Here is an 18288-nt window from a genome sequence, read left to right as displayed (position 1 = left end):
TGGCTTGCGTCACGGGTAACGGCCAGATCCTGTCGGTGCCCGGATACCCGACAGGACTTGCAGGCGTCTGCTGTTATTCCTGAATGAACTGCAGCAGGTCGGCGTTGACGAGATACGCATGCGTCGTGCACATGCCATGCGGCGCGCCTTCGTAGATCTTCAGCTTGCCGTTCGGAACGAGCTTCGACGAGAGCTTGCCGGAATCGTCCAGCGGCACGATCTGATCCGCGTCGCCTTGCAGCACCAGCGTCGGCACGGTCATCTTCTTCAGGTCTTCCGTGAAGTCCGTTTCCGAGAATGCCTTGATGCAGTCGTACGCGCTCTTGATCGAGCATTGCATGCCTGCATACCAGAATGCGTCGATCGTGCCCTGCGACGGCTTCGCGCCTTCGCGATTGAAGCCATAGAACGGCAACGCCAGATCCTTGAAGAACTGCGAGCGGTTTTCGATCACGCCCTTGCGGATGTCGTCGAACACGGAAATCGGCAGGCCGCCCGGATTGGCAGGCGTTTTCAGCATCAGCGGCGGCACGGCGGAAATCAGCACGGCCTTGCACACACGTTGCGTGCCGTGCCGGCCGATATAGCGCGCGACTTCGCCGCCGCCCGTCGAGTGGCCGACCAGCACCGCATCTTTCAGATCGAGATGTTCGATCAGTTCCGCGAGATCGTCCGCGTAGCGGCTCATGTCGTTGCCGTCCCACGGCTGGCTCGAACGGCCATGCCCGCGCCGGTCATGGGCGATCACGCGATAACCCTTTTCCGCGAGATACATCATCTGCGCGTCCCACGCGTCGGCATTCAGCGGCCAGCCATGTGAGAACACGACCGGTTGTCCCGAACCCCAATCCTTATAGAAAAGCTGGGTGCCATCTTTCAATACAAACGTAGCCATTACCTGAACTCCTGGATTGATGCCAATTCAGCCGTCGCTCCCTTCGTCGATCCGACGAACGCGACACGGCGAAATACGCGCTTCGCGCTGTGCGATCTTTATCGCGGCCAGTGCATCGCGTACCAATCCAGTATCCAGGCTATCGTGAGACGGGCGTTGTGTATCGCCCCGACACTTTGGTATCTGCACGACCATTCGCGTTCGATGCATTTGGGCGCGGCTCGCGCACAGGCCGTGCGGACCTGAATCGCGGCGTGCATTTGCATAACCCGGCGCGGCAACGAAGCTCTACAGTCTGCATACATTCGATGCGCGAAACGTTGTGCATCCGTTATTCAATTCCAGCATTCATTCCCACTATCATCATGGAAAGCAACATCAAGGGTCTTGCGTCGCAGGGCGACACGGCCGCGAATCATATTGAGCACGATGACCAGCCACGCGATCATCTGCGTTTTCACTTTCCTTATGCGCATCTTTCAACCGTCTTCGGTAACGACTGGTTTGCGCTGAAGGCGGAATCGTTCGCACGCTTCTTCGGCACGCCAACGTTTCTGTTGTCCCAAACCTTGATCGTCGCTATATGGATTGGATTGAACGTGTGCGGCGTGACACGTTTCGACGTGTATCCGTTCGTTCTTTTGAATCTGGCGTTCAGCCTTCAATCGGCATATGCAGCGCCGTTGATCCTGCTCGCTCAGACGCGTCAGGCCGATCGCGACAAGGCGCATGCGGACGCCGACGCGCGTCATCGCGAAGCATTGGCGCTTGCTGCGGAACGGCGCGACAAGGCGCTTGCGCATCAAACCGAGCAAATGCAGGCGCTTCTGCGACAGAACACCGAGCTAACGGAGTTGACGCGCGATCTCACCGAACAGATCGCGCGACTCACGCAGGACGTTCACGAGAAACTCACTCGCGACAAGCACGTGAAAGCAACGTAACCTTGCGCGGCTCACGCCTCGGCAAGAACAGGCACAGGAAGCGCGATTTGCATGCTTGCGCCGTGCGTCGAGGGTGTCACGCACGAGATGGAGCCGCCATGTCCTTCGACAATCGACCGGCAGATCGACAACCCCAAACCCATTCCCTCTGTTTTCGTCGTAAAGAAAGCGCTAAAGAGTTTCGCTGCGACCTCGGGTGAAATGCCCACGCCGGAGTCTTCGACCGTAATAGAAACGCGCCTCCCTTCCTCGATGCGTGTGTGCAACCTGAGTTCGCGCGGCCGGTTTTGAATCGACGACATCGCCTGCAATCCATTGACGGCCAGATTGATCAGAACCTGCTGCAATTGCACGCGGTCGCCGTTCACCGTCAACTCGCCCGGCGACAGGTCCATCTTCACGACAGCGCCGTATCGCTTGACCTCGCGGTCCAGCAAGTCGATCGTTTCGACGACGAGACTATTGATGCCAAGCGGCGCAAACGTCGGTTCGCTCTTGCTGGCCAACGCGCGTATGCGACGGATGATCTCGCTTGAACGACGCGCATTGCTCACCATGGCTTCGAACGCGTGGCACGCTTCATCGAGATTGGGTGTTTCGCGCCGCAGCCAGCGCAGGCCCGCTTCGCCATGCGTCGTGATCGCGGCGAGCGGCTGGCTGACTTCATGTGCAATCGACGCCGCCAGCTCGCCGAGCATCGTGACGCGCGTGGCATGTGCAAGCTCGGTTGTCGAACGGTTCAGCGCGTCGTGCGTCTGGTTCAGTTCGCGCACCTGCTCCGCGAGACGCGCGGCATCCGCCTGGATGCGCAACGTCAGGGCCGTCGTCGCGATGATCGACAGACAGGCCACCGTGGCGCGTGCGAGTGCGGAGAATGACTCTTCGTCGAGATGCCCGATCAGAAAGCCGATCACCGTTGCCCAGATGCAGGCAATCGCGACGATCAGCGTGCCGCGGCGCGACAGGACGGTGGCCACCAGCATCACGACGATCGAATACAACACCATGATCGCCGCGGCAAAGTGACCGAACGAATCGACCAGAAAGACGATCAACGCCAGTCCGCCCGCGAGCGCCAGCGTCAGAGAGGGGTTCTGCTTGCCGAGAAAAGACACGCGTTCCATGTTCATGTCGAGAGCGGGGAATCGGATTGGTCAAATCGCGCTCTATGCGGGGACGGCAACGCGGCACAAGCCCACGGCGTCCTGCTTTGCAGCGCAGCTCACCCCGAATAGCGGACCGTGCTTCGAACCGCCTCTCGTTGCAGGCGTTTCGAGCATGGCTGTCCGGGCGGGGCGCGATTCTCGCGTTGTGCGTCCCGAACTCTCGTTAACACGTCTCACCGATATTTATTCCAGTGCCGGTAGTGAGACGTGCGACTTGACAGGCACTGAAAGCAGAATTGAAGCTGACGCCTGTCGATGGCCGTCAATATGACGCGCGCGCGTAGCGCAAGCTTTCGTCGAGCGGGAATTTTTATCGGATTTGCACGGTGGCGTGTAGGTCGAAGTGAACCGAATTCGACATTGCACCGTCATGAGAGGCGTCGTTGTGCTTCGCGGTTAAGACCGCAAAGCACCAACTGCGTCGAAGACAAACGGCACGTTGCGTGCCGCCAACCAGGCCCCAATCGCTCAGGCGAGCACGTCCGAGAACACGCGGGTCGCGAATCGGTTCGAGTCCGTTCCCGCATTGATCACGCCGACCGACTTCAGATCGTCGGCATACAACGCGATCTCTTTCTTGAACGCGTCGCCGATGGGATGATGATGGTCCGTGTGGCTCTTCAGCATCGCCGTCAATTGCGCGACGTCCGCGCCCGGTGCATTCGACGAGAAAATCGTCGCCGCCTCGGCAGGATGATTCGCCGTCCACTCGGTCGCTTCGAGAAGCGCCTGCGTCAACGCCTGCGCGGTCGCGCGGTCCTTGCGAATCAGCGAACCGCGCACGCCCAGCACGCAGCACACGCGGGTCGCATACTCGCCGCACAGGTTGTTCGACACTTCCTGCAAATGATCGGTCTCGCGCAGCGTCCAGATGGTCGGATCGCCGTCTGCAATTGCGTGCACTTCGCCTTTTTTCAGCGCCTCGCCGAGCAGCGGCGCGGGGTATTGCCGCCAGTGCACGTCATTGTCGGGATCGACGCCGATCTTCTTGAGCGAGATCGCAAAGAAGTTCTTCGCGGGGCTCGCCATATCGCTCACGCCGACCGTGCGCCCTTTCAGGCCTTGCAGATCGACGATGCCCGACGCTTTCGTCGCGAGCAGCCGCATGCAGCCGCCGTGGATACCCGCCGTCAGCTTCACGTCGAAGCCCTGCTCCAGTGGCTTGATCCAGCGCAGCGCCATGCCGACGCCCGCATCCGATTTGCCCGTGGCGATCGCTTCGAGCAACTGGTCGGTCGAACCGGCGAAGTTGATCAGTTCGACGTCGAGGCCATGCTTGCGAAAGAACCCCTGTTTGACGGCGACGGGCACGGGCGCGGTGCAGATTGCGCCTGCATTCCACGAGAGCTTGAGCGGCTTGAGGTTCTCGTCGGCGACGGCGCGCATGCCCGGCAGGAACGATGCGCCGCCCAGCGCGGCAGCGCCCGCCGTCCACGCGGTCTTGCGCAGCCATGCGCGGCGTGATGCGTTGGCGGGCGTTGGATGGTCAATCTTGTCGTCGGTTTTCATGTCGTTGTTGTCCCAATGCGTGATGTGGTTGTTTGCAGCGTCATGCGACGAGGCCGAGTTGCGCCAATACCTCGCGGCGCAGCGCGACGAGTTTCGGGTCGTCGCGATGACGCGGATACGGCGCGTCGTTGCGCACTTCCGCGACGATGCGCGCCGGCCGTTCGCTCAGCACGATCACGCGGTTCGCCACATACAAGGCCTCTTCGACGTCGTGCGTGACGAGCAGCACCGAGAAGCGCGCGGCCTGCCATAAGCGCACGAGTTCGCCCTGCATGCGGATGCGCGTCAGCGAATCGAGCTTGCCGAACGGCTCGTCGAGCACCAGCAGTTGCGGATCGTTGACGAGCGCGCGCGCCAGCGCCGCGCGCTGCGCCATGCCGCCTGATAGCTGATGCGGAAACGCATCGGCGAATGTTTCCAGGCCAACCAGTTCGAGCGCGGCGTCGATGCGCTTCGCCGCACTGTCGCGCGATGCGCGATCGCGTCCCGTTCGTTGCGCCTCAGGACCGAGACCGACGTTGTCGCGCACGGTACGCCACGGAAACAGCGTCGGGTCCTGAAACACCACGACGCGCGATGGGTCCGGCCCGACAATCGGCTCGCCGTTCGCATGCAGCGCGCCGTGTGCGGGCGCATCGAGCCCCGCGACCAGACGCAGTAATGTGGACTTGCCGCAGCCGCTCGGTCCGAGCAGCGCGACGAATTCGCCCGGCTCGACAGTGAGGCTGATGTCGTCGAGCACGGCGAGCGCTTCGCCGCGCAATGCAAAACGATGACTGACGTTGCGCACGTCGATGCGCGCGCCCTGCCGCGCATCTGCATGCGCGTGCGACGCTTGAGTAGCGGCTACCATTTGAGCAATCCTTTTTGCCAGGCCAACAGACGGTCGCGCACCTTGAACAGCAGCGTGATCAGCCCGGAGCACATCAGCGCCATCACGAGCAGTGCGGCATACATGTTCGAGTACGCAGCCCAGCCTTGCGCCCATTGCAGATACCAGCCAAGCCCCGCCTTCACGCCCATCATCTCGGCGACGATCAGCACGGAGAACGATGCGCCCAGCCCCATGAACAATCCGACGAACACCGACGGCAACGCGGCAGGAATCGCCACGCGCAGGATCAGGAACGAAGCGCGTGCGCCGAGCGTGCGCGCGACGTCGTAGTAAGCGGAGTTCACGCTCGCGACACCGGACCACGTGAGCACCGCAACGGGAAACGCGGTGGCGAGCGCGATCAGAAAGACGCTTGCGCTGAAGCTCGATGGAAAGAAGAAGAATGCGAGGGGCAACCACGCGGTCGCGGGCAACGGGCCGATCAGACGCAGCACAGGGTGCAGCCAGTAACCCACGGCACGCGACCAGCCGATGCTCACGCCAATCGTGAAACCCGTCAGCGCGCCGAGTGCATAGCCATAAGCCAGCAACACGAACGAATGCCCGACGCTCGCCGCGAGTCTCGGCAAATCGTCGAAATACACCGCGATCAATGCCTGAGGCGGCGCGAAGAACGGACGCGGCAACCATTCGAGCTGCGCCGTGACCAACTCCCACGTGGTAATGCCGATGGCGAGCGCGAGCAGCCAGGGTCCCGCCGCGATCCATGTGTCGATGCGTGCGCGTTTTGTGTCCGCCTGCGGCTTGACAGCGCCGTTCGTCAGCCACGCACGCGTGCCGATTGCCGCCGATAACGCCGCCAGCGCGAGCTTCAGGATCAGCAGTTCGCGCGTGTACGGCCAGTCGTCGGCCGCCGGCCACCATTGCGTTACGGCCGCGCCGCCCAGCCACGCGAGGGCCGCCAGCGCGGCGACAATCTGCCCGCGGACGTCGCGCGGCGCAGCGGCTTCGTCTGCCTGCAGACTCGCAAGATCGATTGCCTGAGTGTGTGAGGACATGTCGATACGCTCCTTGAAAAAGCGGCTTAAGCGTTGCCGATGGTCGTATCCGAAATCGCGCGCACGTCGATGCGGCGCGGCAGGATCGCATCGCGATACGCGGCGTCCGCCACCTTTTGCAGCGCCGCGATGTCGGCGTCGGAGACGAAGTGCTGTTTGAGCGACGCGCGCTTCGTGATCTGCTTCGCGGCGTCGAGCGGCGAGCGCGTGAGGGTTGCGTAGATTTGCGCGTAGGCGTCGGCATTCGCGACTGCCCAGTCGCCAGCGCGCTGATAACGCAGCAGAACATCTGCGATGGCCGCGCGCTTGCGCGTGTCGGCGAGCGCGGCGCCCGAGGCCGTGATGAAGCCCAGGCCGCTGTTGATGCCCGTGCCGTCGCGCAGAACCCGCCCGCCGCGTTGCACCGCGATGCCGTAGTACGGATCGAACGTCGCCCACACTTCGATCGAACCGGACGCGAATGCCGCGAATGCATCGACGGGCAAAATGAAGCGCACGGACACATCGTCTTTCGACAATCCCGCTTCAGCCAGCGCGCCGTACAGCTGGAATTGCGAAATGCTGCCGCGCGCCGACGAGATAAACACCGTGCGTCCCTTCAGGTCCGCGACCGTGCGGATCTTCGAATCCTGCGCAACGAGAATGCCGAGTTGCGCGCCGGAGCCGACACGCGTCGCGACGATCTTCAAGGTCGGATCGCCGACGGCAGCGGCGAGCACGGGCAGATCGCCAGCGGGCGCGAGATCGACAGCGCCCGCGCGTTGCGCTTCGAAAAGCGGCGCTGCGCCCTGGAAGTTGGCCCAGCGAAACGCGTACGGCGTGCCGTCGAGTACCTTTGCGGCTTCGGCGAGCGCACGCGTGCCGCCTGCCTGATCGCCGAGCACGATCGTGGTCGATGCTGCGTCGGCTGCTCGCGCGTCACGCGCGATCGATGCGGAAAACGCAGCGACGGCAGGCGCCGCCGCGAGCGCGCGAAGCACGCGCCGCCGCGCAGAAAAAGACGTTGGAACAGAAGCGCTCATAGGCCCTCACAGTCGATATGCAGGCAAGCGTAGCGACGAAGGACCACGGTGAGAATTATTCTATTTATATATGTTTATCTCACAGCAATATTTATGTTTTGCATCTTTTGAATGACGTGTCGAGCGTGATGAACAACACGCCTACGCTTATCGAAAAGCGTGCAATCAATAGCTGAAACATTCGCTTAGGAAGCGTCGGTTCCGTTGCTACGATGGCGAATCGATCCACTGCTTCGCCTAATTCAACACAGAAAACGGAACACACGTATGGCGTCTATCACACGACGGGCCTTCGCCCGCATCGCACTGGCTTCCCTGTTTGCGCTGACCTCGGCGCAGAGCTTCGCGCAAGCGTCCAACGCTAATGGCGCGCCTGTGTCGTTGCGCATCGGTTATCAGAAATCGTCGACGCTCATTACGCTGCTCAAGGCACGCGGCTCGCTCGAAAAAGCACTCGCGCCGCTCAACGTGCGCATCTCGTGGAACGAGTTCACGAGCGGCCTGCCGTTGACGGAGGCGCTCAATGTCGATGCCGTCGATTTCAGCGCCGACGTCGCCGACACTGTGCCGATCTTCGCGCAGGCCGCGCATGCGCGCTTCGTGTATGTCGCGCAGGAAGCGCCTTCGCCCGGCGCGCAGGCGATCATCGTCAAGAAGGACAGCCCGTTGCACGCGCTCGCCGATCTGAAGGGCAAGCGCATCGCGGTGACGAAAGCGGCGGGCAGCCACTATCTGTTGCTGGCGGCATTGAACAAAGCAGGCCTCACAGCGACCGACGTCAAGATCAGCTATCTCACGCCCGCCGATGGCCGCGCGGCATTCGAGCGCGGCAGCGTCGATGCTTGGATTACGTGGGACCCGTATGTCGCATCCGTCGACAAAAACGCCGATGTGCGCATTCTTGCGAATGGCGACGGGCTTGCTTCGTATCAGCGCTACTATCTCGCGTCGAGCACGTTCGCCGATGCGCATCCCGAAGTGGTTCAGGTCGTGTTCGATCAACTGAAGGAAGTGGGCGAATGGCTGCGCGCGCACCCCGATGACGCAGCGAAAACACTTGCGCCGATATGGGGCCTCGACGCGACCACGATCGAACGCGCGAATTCGCGGCGCAGTTATATGGTGCGGGCAGTAGCCGTGCAGAATTACAGCGAGCAGCAGATCATTGCCGATGCGTTCTACAAGAATGGTCTGTTGCCCGCGCGCGTCGAGACGAATCAGGCGCAGTTGTGGGACTTCGCGGCGAAGCGGGCGAAAGCCATCGGCAGCTAGCGCATGAACGGTTAGCGCACGAACGGCGTCAACGCGCGCAGCCAGCACACCACGGCCACCGCGCCGCCGTCGGGTTCGCCCACAGCACGCTCGCCGAGATAGCTCGCGCGTCCGACGCGCGGCATCATCGAAGCCGTCGATGCCGCGCCCTTCTCCGCCGCATCGACGGTTGCAGCCCATGCAGCAGCAAGCGATTCTCCGCGACCTGTAGCTTCCGTGAACGCATCCGCCGCAGGCCGCAGCGCATCGAGCATCGTGCGCTCGCCGGGTTGCGCGCCGCCTAGCTCGGAGATCGCTTTGACAGCCAGATCGAACGCAGCGGCCCAATCGGACGCTGCGGGTGCATTGCTCTCGCCGAGACGGCGCGATGCGCGCAGCAACGCCGTCGCGTAGAACGGCCCGGAACTGCCCGCAATCGCGCGACGCAGCGTGACGGCGAGATCCGCGAGCGCATCGGCCGCCGATGGCCATGCCGTGGCGGGAATCGCCAGCACGGCTTCGCCCGCGCGCGTCATGCTGGAGCCGAGGTCGCCGTCGCCCGCTTTCGAATCCAGTTCGGTCAGACGCGCTTCGTCGTCGATCAAGGCGCGCGCAGCGGCGTCGAACGCAAGCTGCAACGGCGTGCGTTCGACGGCAGCTTCACGCGACGATGCAACAGCATCGTCCACCGCGCCCGACGCGATACCCGTCGCGCCATCGACATTCACGCGTCCTGCGCCCGGCCATGTCGCGACCTTCGTCGGAGCGTCGAGTAGCGCAAGGCGTTCGTCGTCCACGCGCATCACCGAGATCGAGCAGCCCGGCATGTTCAGCGCGGACAGCAGCGTGCCGCACCATGCGCGCTCGATACGCAGTCCGCGCTGCTTGAGTCCATTGATCGCCGCGCGCGCGACGACGGCCAGTTCCATCGGCGTGGTCGCGCCCAGACCATTGACCAGCAACGCAACGCGCTCACCGCTCGCCAGTTGCAGATCGTCGGTGATCGCGGTGAGCAACGTGTCCGTCAGTTGATCCGCAGGCATCGGCTTCGTGCGTTGCACGCCTTTCTCGCCGTGGATGCCAAGGCCCAGTTCGATCTCGTCGTCCGCGAGACTGAAGCTCGACTGTTGCGTCGCGGGCAGCGTGCAGCCGTCGAGCGCGACGCCCATTGTGCCGATCGCATCGGCCGCACTGCGCGCAATCGCCGCCACGTCCGCGAGCGTCTTGCCCGCCGCAGCCGCCGCGCCCGCGATCTTATGCACGAACACAGTCCCCGCAATGCCGCGCCGCCGCCCGCGCTCGACGGTGTTGCGCAGCGACACGTCGTCGGCCACCACGACAACTTCGACGGGAATCCCCTCGGCGCGCGCCAGCTCGGCGGCGAGGCCGAAGTTCAGGCGATCGCCCGTGTAGTTCTTGACGACCAGCAGCGCTCCGTTCGGTCCCGCCGACGCGTGAATCGCGGCGAGCACGGCATCCGTCGACGGCGACGTGAACACCTCGCCGCACACGGCGGCTGCCAGCATGCCGTCGCCGACATAGCCCGCGTGCGCGGGCTCGTGTCCGCTGCCGCCGCCCGAAATGATCGCGACGCGCCTCGCATGCGGCTCAGGCAGATCGCGCCGCACGACGACGTTCGCGTCGCGCAGCAACGCGGTGTCGGGCGCGAGCATCTCAAGACCTTCGAGCATCTCGCGCACGACACGCGACGGATCGTTCAGCAGCTTTTTCATGGCCTTGAACAGCCCCTAATCCATTGATTTATAAGGCTTCTTTCTGTCGCTTTCTGCCCGTTCGACACATGTCGAGTCCAACGCGCGTCCAAACGGTTCCGCTTGGTATGCCTTGTGCGGGATTGCCCAGGGCACACCTACTTTACCATTGGACTCGAAACGGCAGTGACGCTGCTCGGTGTCGACACTCTTCGCGCGCGGCGTCAATTGATGTAGTTGAGGAATTTGAGATGCAGCCGCCGCGACTCGTCCGCCCATATCTCGAACAGCGCAGAGCGCTCGCATTCGGTAGCGTTGACGCGAATCGCAAAGGTTCGACGCGTGTCATCATCCATCCACAGCGAGGAGTCAAAGAACCCGACCCCTGCCGGGATGCTGAATCTGAACTTGTCGTTGTTACCCCAATGCGCAGCCACCTCAATAAACTTCTCCGGGTCATTGTGCCGCAACTGAAAACCCGTCCCATCAAGCAGCAATGACGGACCTCCGGGAGAATTCAGTTGCGGTGAGATTTTCTCGATGTAGACCTTGCAGTTTGAAAGCGTCTTGCCGCCCGCGTTCTTGATGCCGATCTTCACGGAGCTATTCACTTGACCAGCTTGAACATCAGTAATTCCGTATGGTGCGGCCTCCCCAGTAACGATCGCGATCTTGGGTTCCAAAGTTGACGCAGAGTCGTCCGCGCTCCCGTTGTCTGATGGCCGTCTGCGGAGCAAGGCAGATACGCCGAACGCCACGAGAAACACAGTTATGGCCGCCCACAACCACACTTGCCACTGCAATAGCTGTATTGGATTAAAAGCTTTTTGATAGGCAGATTCCGGCGTGCTGCCATAGAAATGCTGCCATACCAAGCCAATGGCACCGAGCGCACCTGTCGAAATAATTACCTTCGCAACGTCTTTCGCAACATCCCCGCCCCAACCCATAGCAAGCCTCTCCCCTGTTGTGTGCTCTGCCAGTCATGTTCAGTGGCAGAATGTTCACACGAAAACACCAGAAACGGGGAATCAAATGGCGTGCGATCCACAATCGGGCTGGGTAACTGCAATGCAAGTTGGGGCGGCTGCGCTATCCCCAATCATCGCGGTAGTGGGGGGCTGGATCGCGTGGCAGCAAGTACGCATAAATCGAAACAAGCTGAAGTTGGATCGGTTCGATAAGCGCTTTGCCGTGCATGAAGCCGCGATGACCTTTGCCGCATCCGTTGTTGTCAATGGCGACTTGAGCCTTACTGCGTTAGACGAATTTTTGGCCCAAACGCGTGGCGCGCGCTTCCTAGTTAGCAAAGCGGTTGCCGATTATCTGGAAGAGCTACACTTGAACGCCGTGAAGTTCAGAGCCGTGCGGCGCTCACTGGAACGGGTTTCGATCCCGGACCAAGAGCGAACCGAATATGGTGACCGCCTCACCGAAATGACAGAGTGGTTCCAAAAACAACTAGATGTGATCCCGGAGAAGTTCGCGCCCTTCCTCTCTGTCGATGACATCTGAAGGCACGCTACTGTGTTGCCCACGCCCAACTACATCTCAACTATCACCGCCACCCACTTGCCGACATTCCTTTTTCAGACGCCATTCCCGAACTGGATTGTGGTATCGGGCGGCGCATCCCCTTGGTACCTCGACGCATTGAAGGCCGGACTAGGCACGCTCTTCGGCGCCCTGGTTGCGTTCTTCTTCGCCGTGCTGCATCGCCGGATACAGGAGCGAAATTCAAACCTACAGGCAGGAAACCTAGCGCTGTTCAAACTGCGCACCATCCAGCGCCGGACCGGCGAGTTACGCCTTGGCGTGAGGCACGAAATCGCGGAGAAACGAAAGGCCTTTTCGGACACTCCGACATGGTCGCTGGTGAAACCCTTGCTGCTGACCATGGATGATATCGAGATATTTGATTTCGACAGCTTGTCCTTCCTACTCGACAGTGAATCAGGAAGAGAAGCCATCAAGCACGTGAAATACGCAGAGGAACTATTCTCCACACTCAAACTCGTATTCACGCATCATCAGGACACGGCGGTCGAATTTCAAAAGTCCACCGTTGACCTGCGACGCACGAACCGTAAAGCATCTTGGGAAGAGATCGAGGAACACGTAGGTGCAGAACTTATCGGACGGCGCACCTCCCTCTTCCTTTCACTCTTGCAACAGGTCGAACAGAATCCTAAGTTCAACCGGACCTGTTTCACGAAACTCGAAGCGGCGATGCAGGAACGCTTCCATGCGCGAGTGTGGAAACTGGACATCGACTTTGACCCAAAATCGGCGCGTGCCGAGCCCAATCTACCGCCGCTACCCGATGACTTGAAGAAGATCGTCGAAGCTTTCCCGACCTAGCGCATGAAAAGCATGTCGCGCTCTTCCTGACGGTCGGTCGATGACATTTGAAGGTGCCTCTTCAGTGTCGACGCAGTCTCAGAACGGCTCGCGCGTGCATGCGATCAAGCTGACCGAGTTCGTCATAGGACGGGTAAACACCCTTAACTTCGGCCTTCCGAGTGTCGAGCGACACGTGACGCACGTCTTGACCGTTCAGCGCTCGAAGCGCCATTGTCCGCAGCGGCAAACCGACAGCATCGCCGCTTGCGACCTTCGCGAGAGCCGCGCGCACGAACGGCAGCATGTCGCGCAAGTCCTTCGCCGCCTGCTCGCGGCTGATCGGGTTCAGTTCGATGTTCATTTGTTCGCCCACTCACTTTGTGATTTGAACACGCGTTGCGGCTGGTCGCGCGGATCGATCGCGAAAACACGTTCAGCCCGTTCCTTTTTGGGCACCTTGAGACGTTCGGCCGTGACCAGCTTAGGCGCCATGCTCATGGTCTTCGCTTTGACTGGCGCGGCCTCGGGTTCGGGCTTCTTTACAAACGGGTCTTTCTCCTTCCCCTTGTACCTGAGCGTCCCAGTCTTTTCGAGTTCGGCGCGCTCTTCGCCCGTCAGTTCGAAAGCTTCGATATCGAAGCTGTGAACAACAACGCCACACAAAGCGCGCATTGCGATGACACGCAAAACCCATGCTGGCGCGTCACACGTCGCGATCGTTTCCATTGCCTGTTTGAGCACGGTAAGTTGAACATCCTTTTCCTGTTCGAGCCGCGCAAACTCGCACGCAACCTCGAACGCTTCACGCGCATCGTTCAGGCGTTGATTTAGCCATTTTCCCCGCTGATGGTTTCGCGGCTTCTCACTCATTTCGTATCCTGTTCAAGTCTCTTCTTCAACCATCGAAGCGCGGCCATACCGAATACAACAATTCGAAGGGCAATGTATCCGGCAAGTAATGCGTACCGCGCGTTCCGTTCATTCATTCAGGCGTCGACCCTTAACGGGCGTTGCTCTCGACTCAATCGTCGAAGAGAATGCGCTTCGTGATCGTCACGCACCCGCTTGTTTCGAATTCGCTCTTTTCGATCACGTTTGGACCTGCAAACACTGACCGCGATCTTTTTGAAGGTAACCGTTTTCACAAAGCCTCCGTTATGTTCGCCGCCCGATGCTGGCGCGGCGTTCTTTCAGTTGATTAATTCGCGGCCGGTTTCCAGAACAACAGTTGCGAAAGGTCCGTCACAGGATCGTCGGCAAGACCCATGTGAACGCGCGCCGGGTTCTGAGCGGCCAGCAATTCATTCGCGCGTTTGCGCGTTGCTTCCATGCGCTCCATGTCGAGAACGACAGCGGCCGTGTCCTGAGCGCGGGCGCCAGCGTGCGGGATTTCGCCCGTCGCGCCGGAACCGCCCGCTTCGTATTCAGCGTCGCGGCTTGCGGCCTGTTCACCTTGCACGCGCGCCAGAAGTTCCGCCGCCTGATTGAGAAGTCGGCGAAGCGCTTGCGGCGCTTTTTCGAGAACTTCGGCGCACAGCTTGGCGAACTCGCTGTTCGACATTTCCGTTCCGTTCACGGTATCGAGACCTTTCTGAGCCGTCGCGATCGTGTCGATAATCGCGCTCGCCTGACCGACGAACTTCGTGACCCTGAAGCCGGTCTCTTTCGTGATCCTCGCCGGGCGACGGCTCGAACCCGCGTTCGCAGCGCGTTTGGCCTGTGCGGTCGCATGGCTCGAACCGATCGTCGAAGGGATGATTCCGGCAACGTCCAGACCGGCCGATTTGCCCGCGTACATTGCTTTAAGATGTGCTTGCGTTAGTTGAGACATAAATAGGATTCCTGTTTGATTGGGTGGCTCGATTGCCGCCCTTGATGTAAACATTTTATGTACTGTCCCGAACCGGGTCAATTGGCTTAGTCCCGATAAAATATATTCGAGACTAAGCCCTAATCAGCCCTTCTCCGCACTGGCGTAGTTCGCCATAAGATCGGCCATTGCCTTATTCAACTGGTTCTGAACTTCCTTCGCGACCGCCTGTGGATGGTCGGCTCCGTTCACCGTGATAGTGATGATCGGCATTTGACCTTGGGTCATTGAGCGCGTGTCGTTGTTCAGTTGCCTGTCGACCACGCCTTGACCGAACTTGTCGAGCATCTGGGTGCCCGCAGTCTGTTCGCGAATCTGGCGCATCAGCGCGGCTTTGGCGCCCGGTTGCATGTTCAACATCGGGTTCTTCAGGTCGTTGTTCAGCTTGAAGAGATTGTTGTTGGTGCCAGCCTTGATTTGCTGAAGCGCGAACGCCGCGTCGCCACGATTCACCCCGCCGTTCTGAATCTGAGCGAGCGGAACGCCGAGATAATCCGCAACCGCTTTCTGAACGGCCGGAATTTGCATACCGGTCTCGCGGCTTTGACCGATACCCTTTGCATTTCCACCATAAAACTTCCCGACCTTGTCGACATAGTTTGGGTCGCTGTTACCGTTATAGCCGCGCAAACCGGCGTCCATATCGCCCTTGTGGATGCGAAGCTGTTCGGCAAGGATTTTGCCGCCAACCATGATGTTCGCGGCCGGGTCCATTACGTCAGCACCACCACCCAGCTTGTTCCAATTGCCGCGCGTGACCTGCATCAAGCCGCCCGCGCCGGTCGACGAAGTCTTACCGTTCACGCCTCCCGATTCCGTCATCATGACGGCATACATAAGTTGCGGGTCGATACCATTGGCCTTCGCGCTCGCGACAATCAAATCTGCGTGCGGACTGGATTTCCAATCACCTTTGCCGCCACCCGAAAGCGTCACAGGCCCGGTTCCCGATGCGCCCTTGACGCCAGCCGCCTTTCCGATTTCGCCCGCCCAAGAAGCCCAAGCCTGTTTAAGGTTCGTGACGCCCGTATTGAACGACGATACGGAAGACCCGAACGCCATAATCGCGAACGCCATTTCGTTCTGAGTCTGAACGCCTTGACGCGCCGCTTGATCGGACTTATCCGCCGCCGCGTTCGCTGCGTCCTGCTTCTTTTTCTCTTCCTGCTTCTCTTGTTCCTTCGCGGCGGGCGTTTGCGCGCTCGTATCTTCGACTTCGATCGGGACGCCTTCGACATACCCGACGATCTTCGTTTTCTTCGCGCCTGGCTGCTTCTTACCGGCCATCTGGTCGAAGGTCATGTTCAGCCCGCCCAACAGCGTATTGAAGATCGGAATGAGTTTTTCACCCAGCGTCGTTTCCAATTGGGAAACCTGATTGTGGAACTCTTGCAAATCCTTGTTCAGCTTCGAGACATCGTCGGACCCTTGCGAATAGGCTTTGACTTCGTCTTCGCTCATGCCGATGTTTTTGACACCACCCGGACCCATTTTCGCGAACGATCGCAACCAGTCGATATCGAGACCCGTTCCGCGCGCGAGACCTTGAATATTCGCGTCAGACATTCCCGACGTTTTCGTCGCAAGCTGACCGAGAACGTCGAGCGGCGCGGTCGAAGGCGAACCCGGAACGCCCGGATTAATCCCCAGTGCCGCAAGCTTCCTGCGAAGACCGAGGTCCGTCGGATTGCGATAAGACTGGTTCGTCATGTCGAAGAGCGTACGAAGACCTTCAGACGCCTTCTCGCGGCTCACATACCCGCCGCCCTGTGCGGACAGCTTACGCGTCAGGTCTTCGGTGCGTACGCCTGACAGGCCCGTTGCAAGGCTGTCGCTTCGTTGCTGGTTCATTTGCTCGCGCAAATCCATCACGGACTTGATACCGACACCGAGCGCGGCGACAGCGGTTGAAGCAACGGCAAACGCGCCGCCCATTTTCCCAACAGCGCCCGCGACGCTATTCAAGCCGGGAATCATCTTGTCGAGTTCCGACGCGGCACCTTGCGCGAAGACCTTCAGACCCTGCCCGGCCTTCGAACCGGACTTTTCGACAGCGTCCATCTTGGAATGCAATTTTTCCAAACGAGCAATCGAGTCCTTCAGTTCTACGTTGTACTGAAGGACGAATTTGTCAAGATCGTCAGCCATAGTTTTAAACTCCGTTTGATAGTTGTGAAAGTGGTTTAGTTATGCTGACAGTTACCAGCAAAAGGTAAAGCGAAACTCGTAATCGTGAGCGTGTCGCACGGTACGCGTCAGGGCGCCGTTCGAAAGAACGGTCGCGGAACCGACATGCGGCCGGAGTTCGATCGACACGAGTTCCGTTCCGCGATTGTCCGCGTACGTATCGAACAGAAGCGGCGAAAGCTGAACGTTAATCAGGTTGCGCGCGGCTTCGCTGTCCGGATCGACGTGAAGCACAATGTCAGCCGCTTGAACAAGCCGATTGCCGCGCGGCTCGCAAACGATCGCGTCATAGAATCGAAGCTTGTCGCTGACACCTTCGACAAGGTCGAACGCGCCAATGACGAACGGTTTGCGAAAGGTCAGGCTCGACATGAACTCGACCGAGTGATCGCCGTAGATATGATTTTCGACGCGGTTCATTTTTCGGTCTTTTCGTAATCGGACAGAACTTCTTTTGCGACGGGAATCACGATGTGAACAACCAGCCGGAGCGGCGCGGCAATGCGACGTTCACTGTCCATCTTTGCGTCAGTGAAACCCAGCTTGCGCAAGTCGTCGAACACTTCGCGCTTTGACGCAATCTCTAAACCGATAAGTTCAGCGGCTTTGACCATTGACTCATAAGAGAACGTAACTTTCCGTTCTTCGCCGCCAGCGATACCGACGGGTTGCGAACACGCAATGATCTTTTTAAGAGTGTTTGTGTCCATCGCGACTCACCTGTTATTGCGGAATGAAGGTCAGGCCGTTGCCGCGACCGTGTTCGACGCGCTCACCAGCAATTGCGGCGCGGCGCGTCACTTCGTCAATACCGTCGCGCTTGATAGCTTTCATGCTCTCAAGCCGCGAGCCGTACTTTTCGCGTTTGTGCGCGGGCAAATCGGCAACGACACGCTCAAGACGGGCGGCGCAGACCATGACGAAATCGCGCGACGCAACGGCGGTCGATGCACGAAGGCGTTTCCATTCGTTGCGAATGACCGCGCCGCCCAGTGCTTCAGTCGCGGCGCCGCAAAGCGCGTCGAACTCGTGCGACAGTTCCTTTTCAAAGTGTTCAGCGACGCGCGCGAGATTTTCCGGACTGGCTTCGACACCGTGAAAACACGCACACGCCGCGCTCATACGATCAAAGCCAGCAAGCCTCGACGCTGCATACGCGGTCAAACCGTCTTGCGACACGATCGCGGGAAGGACGACAGCAACTTCGGCCGGGCCGTACTCGTGATTGTCGCCAGTGATGTACACAGAATTGATATTCATTTTGTACTCCGTACTATATGGAATGGTTTCGTGAAGTGATGAACCCGTGCTTCTCGTTCATCGTTGAAAGCGATTCTATGGACTGTCCCGTATCGGGTCAACGGCGCTAGTCCCGATTAAATTTTTTCGGAACTACAGGTCGATAACGATCGACCAAAATCGACCTTCCGATTTCTTAGGATCGCGCGATTTGCCCAACTATCAAGCTGAAACCCTTGTCCAGTATATGTTTGGAT

General features: G+C 59.9%; 19 protein-coding genes. 4 read left to right on the top strand and 15 right to left on the bottom strand.

Annotated elements, in window-relative coordinates; all coding sequences use genetic code 11:
* Nucleotides 1-73: 73 nt before the first annotated feature.
* The gene (locus C2L64_RS37850) at nucleotides 74-895 is read right to left on the bottom strand and encodes an alpha/beta fold hydrolase (RefSeq protein ID WP_007576791.1); all 822 of its coding nucleotides are present in this window, start codon (nucleotides 893-895) and stop codon (nucleotides 74-76) included.
* Between the two features lie 308 nt (nucleotides 896-1203).
* Here C2L64_RS37850 and C2L64_RS37845 point away from each other — a divergent pair, with 308 nt between their 5' ends.
* On the top strand, nucleotides 1204-1839 hold the full coding sequence (locus tag C2L64_RS37845) for a DUF1003 domain-containing protein (protein WP_007576789.1): 636 nt from the start codon (nucleotides 1204-1206) through the stop codon (nucleotides 1837-1839).
* A gap of 11 nt (nucleotides 1840-1850) precedes the next feature.
* Here C2L64_RS37845 and C2L64_RS37840 read toward each other — a convergent pair whose 3' ends face one another.
* The 5 genes from C2L64_RS37840 to C2L64_RS37820 all read right to left on the bottom strand — a co-directional run bounded on the left by C2L64_RS37840 (nucleotide 1851) and on the right by C2L64_RS37820 (nucleotide 7429).
* On the bottom strand, nucleotides 1851-2963 hold the full coding sequence (locus tag C2L64_RS37840) for a sensor histidine kinase (protein ID WP_007576787.1): 1113 nt from the start codon (nucleotides 2961-2963) through the stop codon (nucleotides 1851-1853).
* Between the two features lie 510 nt (nucleotides 2964-3473).
* On the bottom strand, nucleotides 3474-4514 hold the full coding sequence (locus C2L64_RS37835; RefSeq protein WP_007576785.1) for an ABC transporter substrate-binding protein: 1041 nt from the start codon (nucleotides 4512-4514) through the stop codon (nucleotides 3474-3476).
* A 40-nt stretch (nucleotides 4515-4554) separates the two neighbouring features.
* Complete coding sequence (locus C2L64_RS37830; protein ID WP_007576782.1) at nucleotides 4555-5367, bottom strand: ABC transporter ATP-binding protein; 813 nt, start codon at nucleotides 5365-5367, stop codon at nucleotides 4555-4557.
* Nucleotides 5361-6407 carry an ABC transporter permease gene (locus tag C2L64_RS37825; protein WP_007576780.1) on the bottom strand — a complete coding sequence of 349 codons (1047 nt, stop codon included), beginning with the start codon at nucleotides 6405-6407 and terminating at the stop codon, nucleotides 5361-5363. The genes C2L64_RS37830 and C2L64_RS37825 overlap by 7 nt, the downstream gene beginning before the upstream one ends.
* Nucleotides 6408-6433: 26 nt before the next feature.
* Entirely contained in the window at nucleotides 6434-7429 is a 996-nt protein-coding gene (locus tag C2L64_RS37820; protein ID WP_039899685.1) for an ABC transporter substrate-binding protein, read from the bottom strand.
* Between the two features lie 267 nt (nucleotides 7430-7696).
* On the opposite strand from C2L64_RS37820, the gene C2L64_RS37815 reads away from it, so the two are divergent.
* Complete coding sequence (locus C2L64_RS37815) at nucleotides 7697-8701, top strand: aliphatic sulfonate ABC transporter substrate-binding protein (protein WP_007576776.1); 1005 nt, start codon at nucleotides 7697-7699, stop codon at nucleotides 8699-8701.
* A gap of 11 nt (nucleotides 8702-8712) precedes the next feature.
* Here C2L64_RS37815 and C2L64_RS37810 read toward each other — a convergent pair whose 3' ends face one another.
* Both C2L64_RS37810 and C2L64_RS37805 read right to left on the bottom strand, forming a co-directional pair.
* Nucleotides 8713-10413, bottom strand: a complete 1701-nt coding sequence (locus tag C2L64_RS37810) for a dihydroxyacetone kinase family protein (protein WP_007576774.1) — start codon at nucleotides 10411-10413, stop codon at nucleotides 8713-8715.
* A gap of 203 nt (nucleotides 10414-10616) precedes the next feature.
* The gene (locus C2L64_RS37805) at nucleotides 10617-11342 is read right to left on the bottom strand and encodes a hypothetical protein (protein ID WP_007576773.1); all 726 of its coding nucleotides are present in this window, start codon (nucleotides 11340-11342) and stop codon (nucleotides 10617-10619) included.
* Nucleotides 11343-11427: 85 nt separating this feature from the next.
* Here C2L64_RS37805 and C2L64_RS37800 point away from each other — a divergent pair, with 85 nt between their 5' ends.
* Both C2L64_RS37800 and C2L64_RS37795 read left to right on the top strand, forming a co-directional pair.
* Nucleotides 11428-11907, top strand: coding sequence for a hypothetical protein (locus C2L64_RS37800; protein WP_007576772.1), 480 nt, complete (start codon nucleotides 11428-11430; stop codon nucleotides 11905-11907).
* Nucleotides 11908-11922: 15 nt separating this feature from the next.
* Nucleotides 11923-12753: a hypothetical protein gene (locus tag C2L64_RS37795; protein WP_143055682.1), complete on the top strand. Its 831-nt coding sequence runs from the start codon at nucleotides 11923-11925 to the stop codon at nucleotides 12751-12753.
* Between the two features lie 61 nt (nucleotides 12754-12814).
* Here C2L64_RS37795 and C2L64_RS37790 read toward each other — a convergent pair whose 3' ends face one another.
* The 7 genes from C2L64_RS37790 to C2L64_RS37760 all read right to left on the bottom strand — a co-directional run bounded on the left by C2L64_RS37790 (nucleotide 12815) and on the right by C2L64_RS37760 (nucleotide 18052).
* Nucleotides 12815-13096, bottom strand: coding sequence for a hypothetical protein (locus tag C2L64_RS37790; protein ID WP_007576770.1), 282 nt, complete (start codon nucleotides 13094-13096; stop codon nucleotides 12815-12817).
* A complete protein-coding gene (locus tag C2L64_RS37785) occupies nucleotides 13093-13461 on the bottom strand; it encodes a hypothetical protein (protein WP_131542575.1) in 369 nt (122 codons plus the stop codon). The genes C2L64_RS37790 and C2L64_RS37785 overlap by 4 nt, the downstream gene beginning before the upstream one ends.
* 472 nt (nucleotides 13462-13933) lie before the next feature.
* Entirely contained in the window at nucleotides 13934-14566 is a 633-nt protein-coding gene (locus tag C2L64_RS37780; RefSeq protein WP_131542574.1) for a hypothetical protein, read from the bottom strand.
* A 123-nt stretch (nucleotides 14567-14689) separates the two neighbouring features.
* Nucleotides 14690-16540, bottom strand: coding sequence for a lytic transglycosylase domain-containing protein (locus tag C2L64_RS37775; RefSeq protein ID WP_158660557.1), 1851 nt, complete (start codon nucleotides 16538-16540; stop codon nucleotides 14690-14692).
* A gap of 264 nt (nucleotides 16541-16804) precedes the next feature.
* Nucleotides 16805-17212, bottom strand: a complete 408-nt coding sequence (locus tag C2L64_RS37770) for a hypothetical protein (RefSeq protein ID WP_007576765.1) — start codon at nucleotides 17210-17212, stop codon at nucleotides 16805-16807.
* Nucleotides 17209-17502, bottom strand: a complete 294-nt coding sequence (locus C2L64_RS37765; RefSeq protein WP_007576764.1) for a hypothetical protein — start codon at nucleotides 17500-17502, stop codon at nucleotides 17209-17211. The genes C2L64_RS37770 and C2L64_RS37765 overlap by 4 nt, the downstream gene beginning before the upstream one ends.
* 13 nt (nucleotides 17503-17515) lie before the next feature.
* Nucleotides 17516-18052: a hypothetical protein gene (locus tag C2L64_RS37760; RefSeq protein ID WP_007576760.1), complete on the bottom strand. Its 537-nt coding sequence runs from the start codon at nucleotides 18050-18052 to the stop codon at nucleotides 17516-17518.
* Nucleotides 18053-18288: the final 236 nt, after the last annotated feature.

The sequence above is a fragment of the Paraburkholderia hospita genome (genome assembly GCF_002902965.1).
Taxonomy (GTDB): Bacteria; Pseudomonadota; Gammaproteobacteria; order Burkholderiales; family Burkholderiaceae; genus Paraburkholderia; species Paraburkholderia hospita.
The sequence above is the reverse complement of the archived record's forward strand: the minus strand, read 5'-3'. Positions and strand labels throughout refer to the sequence as shown.

Coding starts and splice junctions, on each gene's coding strand:
- C2L64_RS37820 (WP_039899685.1), bottom strand. CDS start 7,429: ATGAGCGCTTCTGTTCCAACGTCTTTTTCTGCGCGGCGGCGCGTGCTT.
- C2L64_RS37840 (WP_007576787.1), bottom strand. CDS start 2,963: ATGGAACGCGTGTCTTTTCTCGGCAAGCAGAACCCCTCTCTGACGCTG.
- C2L64_RS37785 (WP_131542575.1), bottom strand. CDS start 13,461: ATGGAAACGATCGCGACGTGTGACGCGCCAGCATGGGTTTTGCGTGTC.
- C2L64_RS37790 (WP_007576770.1), bottom strand. CDS start 13,096: ATGAACATCGAACTGAACCCGATCAGCCGCGAGCAGGCGGCGAAGGAC.
- C2L64_RS37800 (WP_007576772.1), top strand. CDS start 11,428: ATGGCGTGCGATCCACAATCGGGCTGGGTAACTGCAATGCAAGTTGGG.
- C2L64_RS37770 (WP_007576765.1), bottom strand. CDS start 17,212: ATGAACCGCGTCGAAAATCATATCTACGGCGATCACTCGGTCGAGTTC.
- C2L64_RS37765 (WP_007576764.1), bottom strand. CDS start 17,502: ATGGACACAAACACTCTTAAAAAGATCATTGCGTGTTCGCAACCCGTC.
- C2L64_RS37815 (WP_007576776.1), top strand. CDS start 7,697: ATGGCGTCTATCACACGACGGGCCTTCGCCCGCATCGCACTGGCTTCC.
- C2L64_RS37780 (WP_131542574.1), bottom strand. CDS start 14,566: ATGTCTCAACTAACGCAAGCACATCTTAAAGCAATGTACGCGGGCAAA.
- C2L64_RS37835 (WP_007576785.1), bottom strand. CDS start 4,514: ATGAAAACCGACGACAAGATTGACCATCCAACGCCCGCCAACGCATCA.
- C2L64_RS37850 (WP_007576791.1), bottom strand. CDS start 895: ATGGCTACGTTTGTATTGAAAGATGGCACCCAGCTTTTCTATAAGGAT.
- C2L64_RS37845 (WP_007576789.1), top strand. CDS start 1,204: ATGCGCGAAACGTTGTGCATCCGTTATTCAATTCCAGCATTCATTCCC.
- C2L64_RS37805 (WP_007576773.1), bottom strand. CDS start 11,342: ATGGGTTGGGGCGGGGATGTTGCGAAAGACGTTGCGAAGGTAATTATT.
- C2L64_RS37810 (WP_007576774.1), bottom strand. CDS start 10,413: ATGAAAAAGCTGCTGAACGATCCGTCGCGTGTCGTGCGCGAGATGCTC.
- C2L64_RS37775 (WP_158660557.1), bottom strand. CDS start 16,540: ATGGGCGGCGCGTTTGCCGTTGCTTCAACCGCTGTCGCCGCGCTCGGT.
- C2L64_RS37760 (WP_007576760.1), bottom strand. CDS start 18,052: ATGAATATCAATTCTGTGTACATCACTGGCGACAATCACGAGTACGGC.
- C2L64_RS37825 (WP_007576780.1), bottom strand. CDS start 6,407: ATGTCCTCACACACTCAGGCAATCGATCTTGCGAGTCTGCAGGCAGAC.
- C2L64_RS37830 (WP_007576782.1), bottom strand. CDS start 5,367: ATGGTAGCCGCTACTCAAGCGTCGCACGCGCATGCAGATGCGCGGCAG.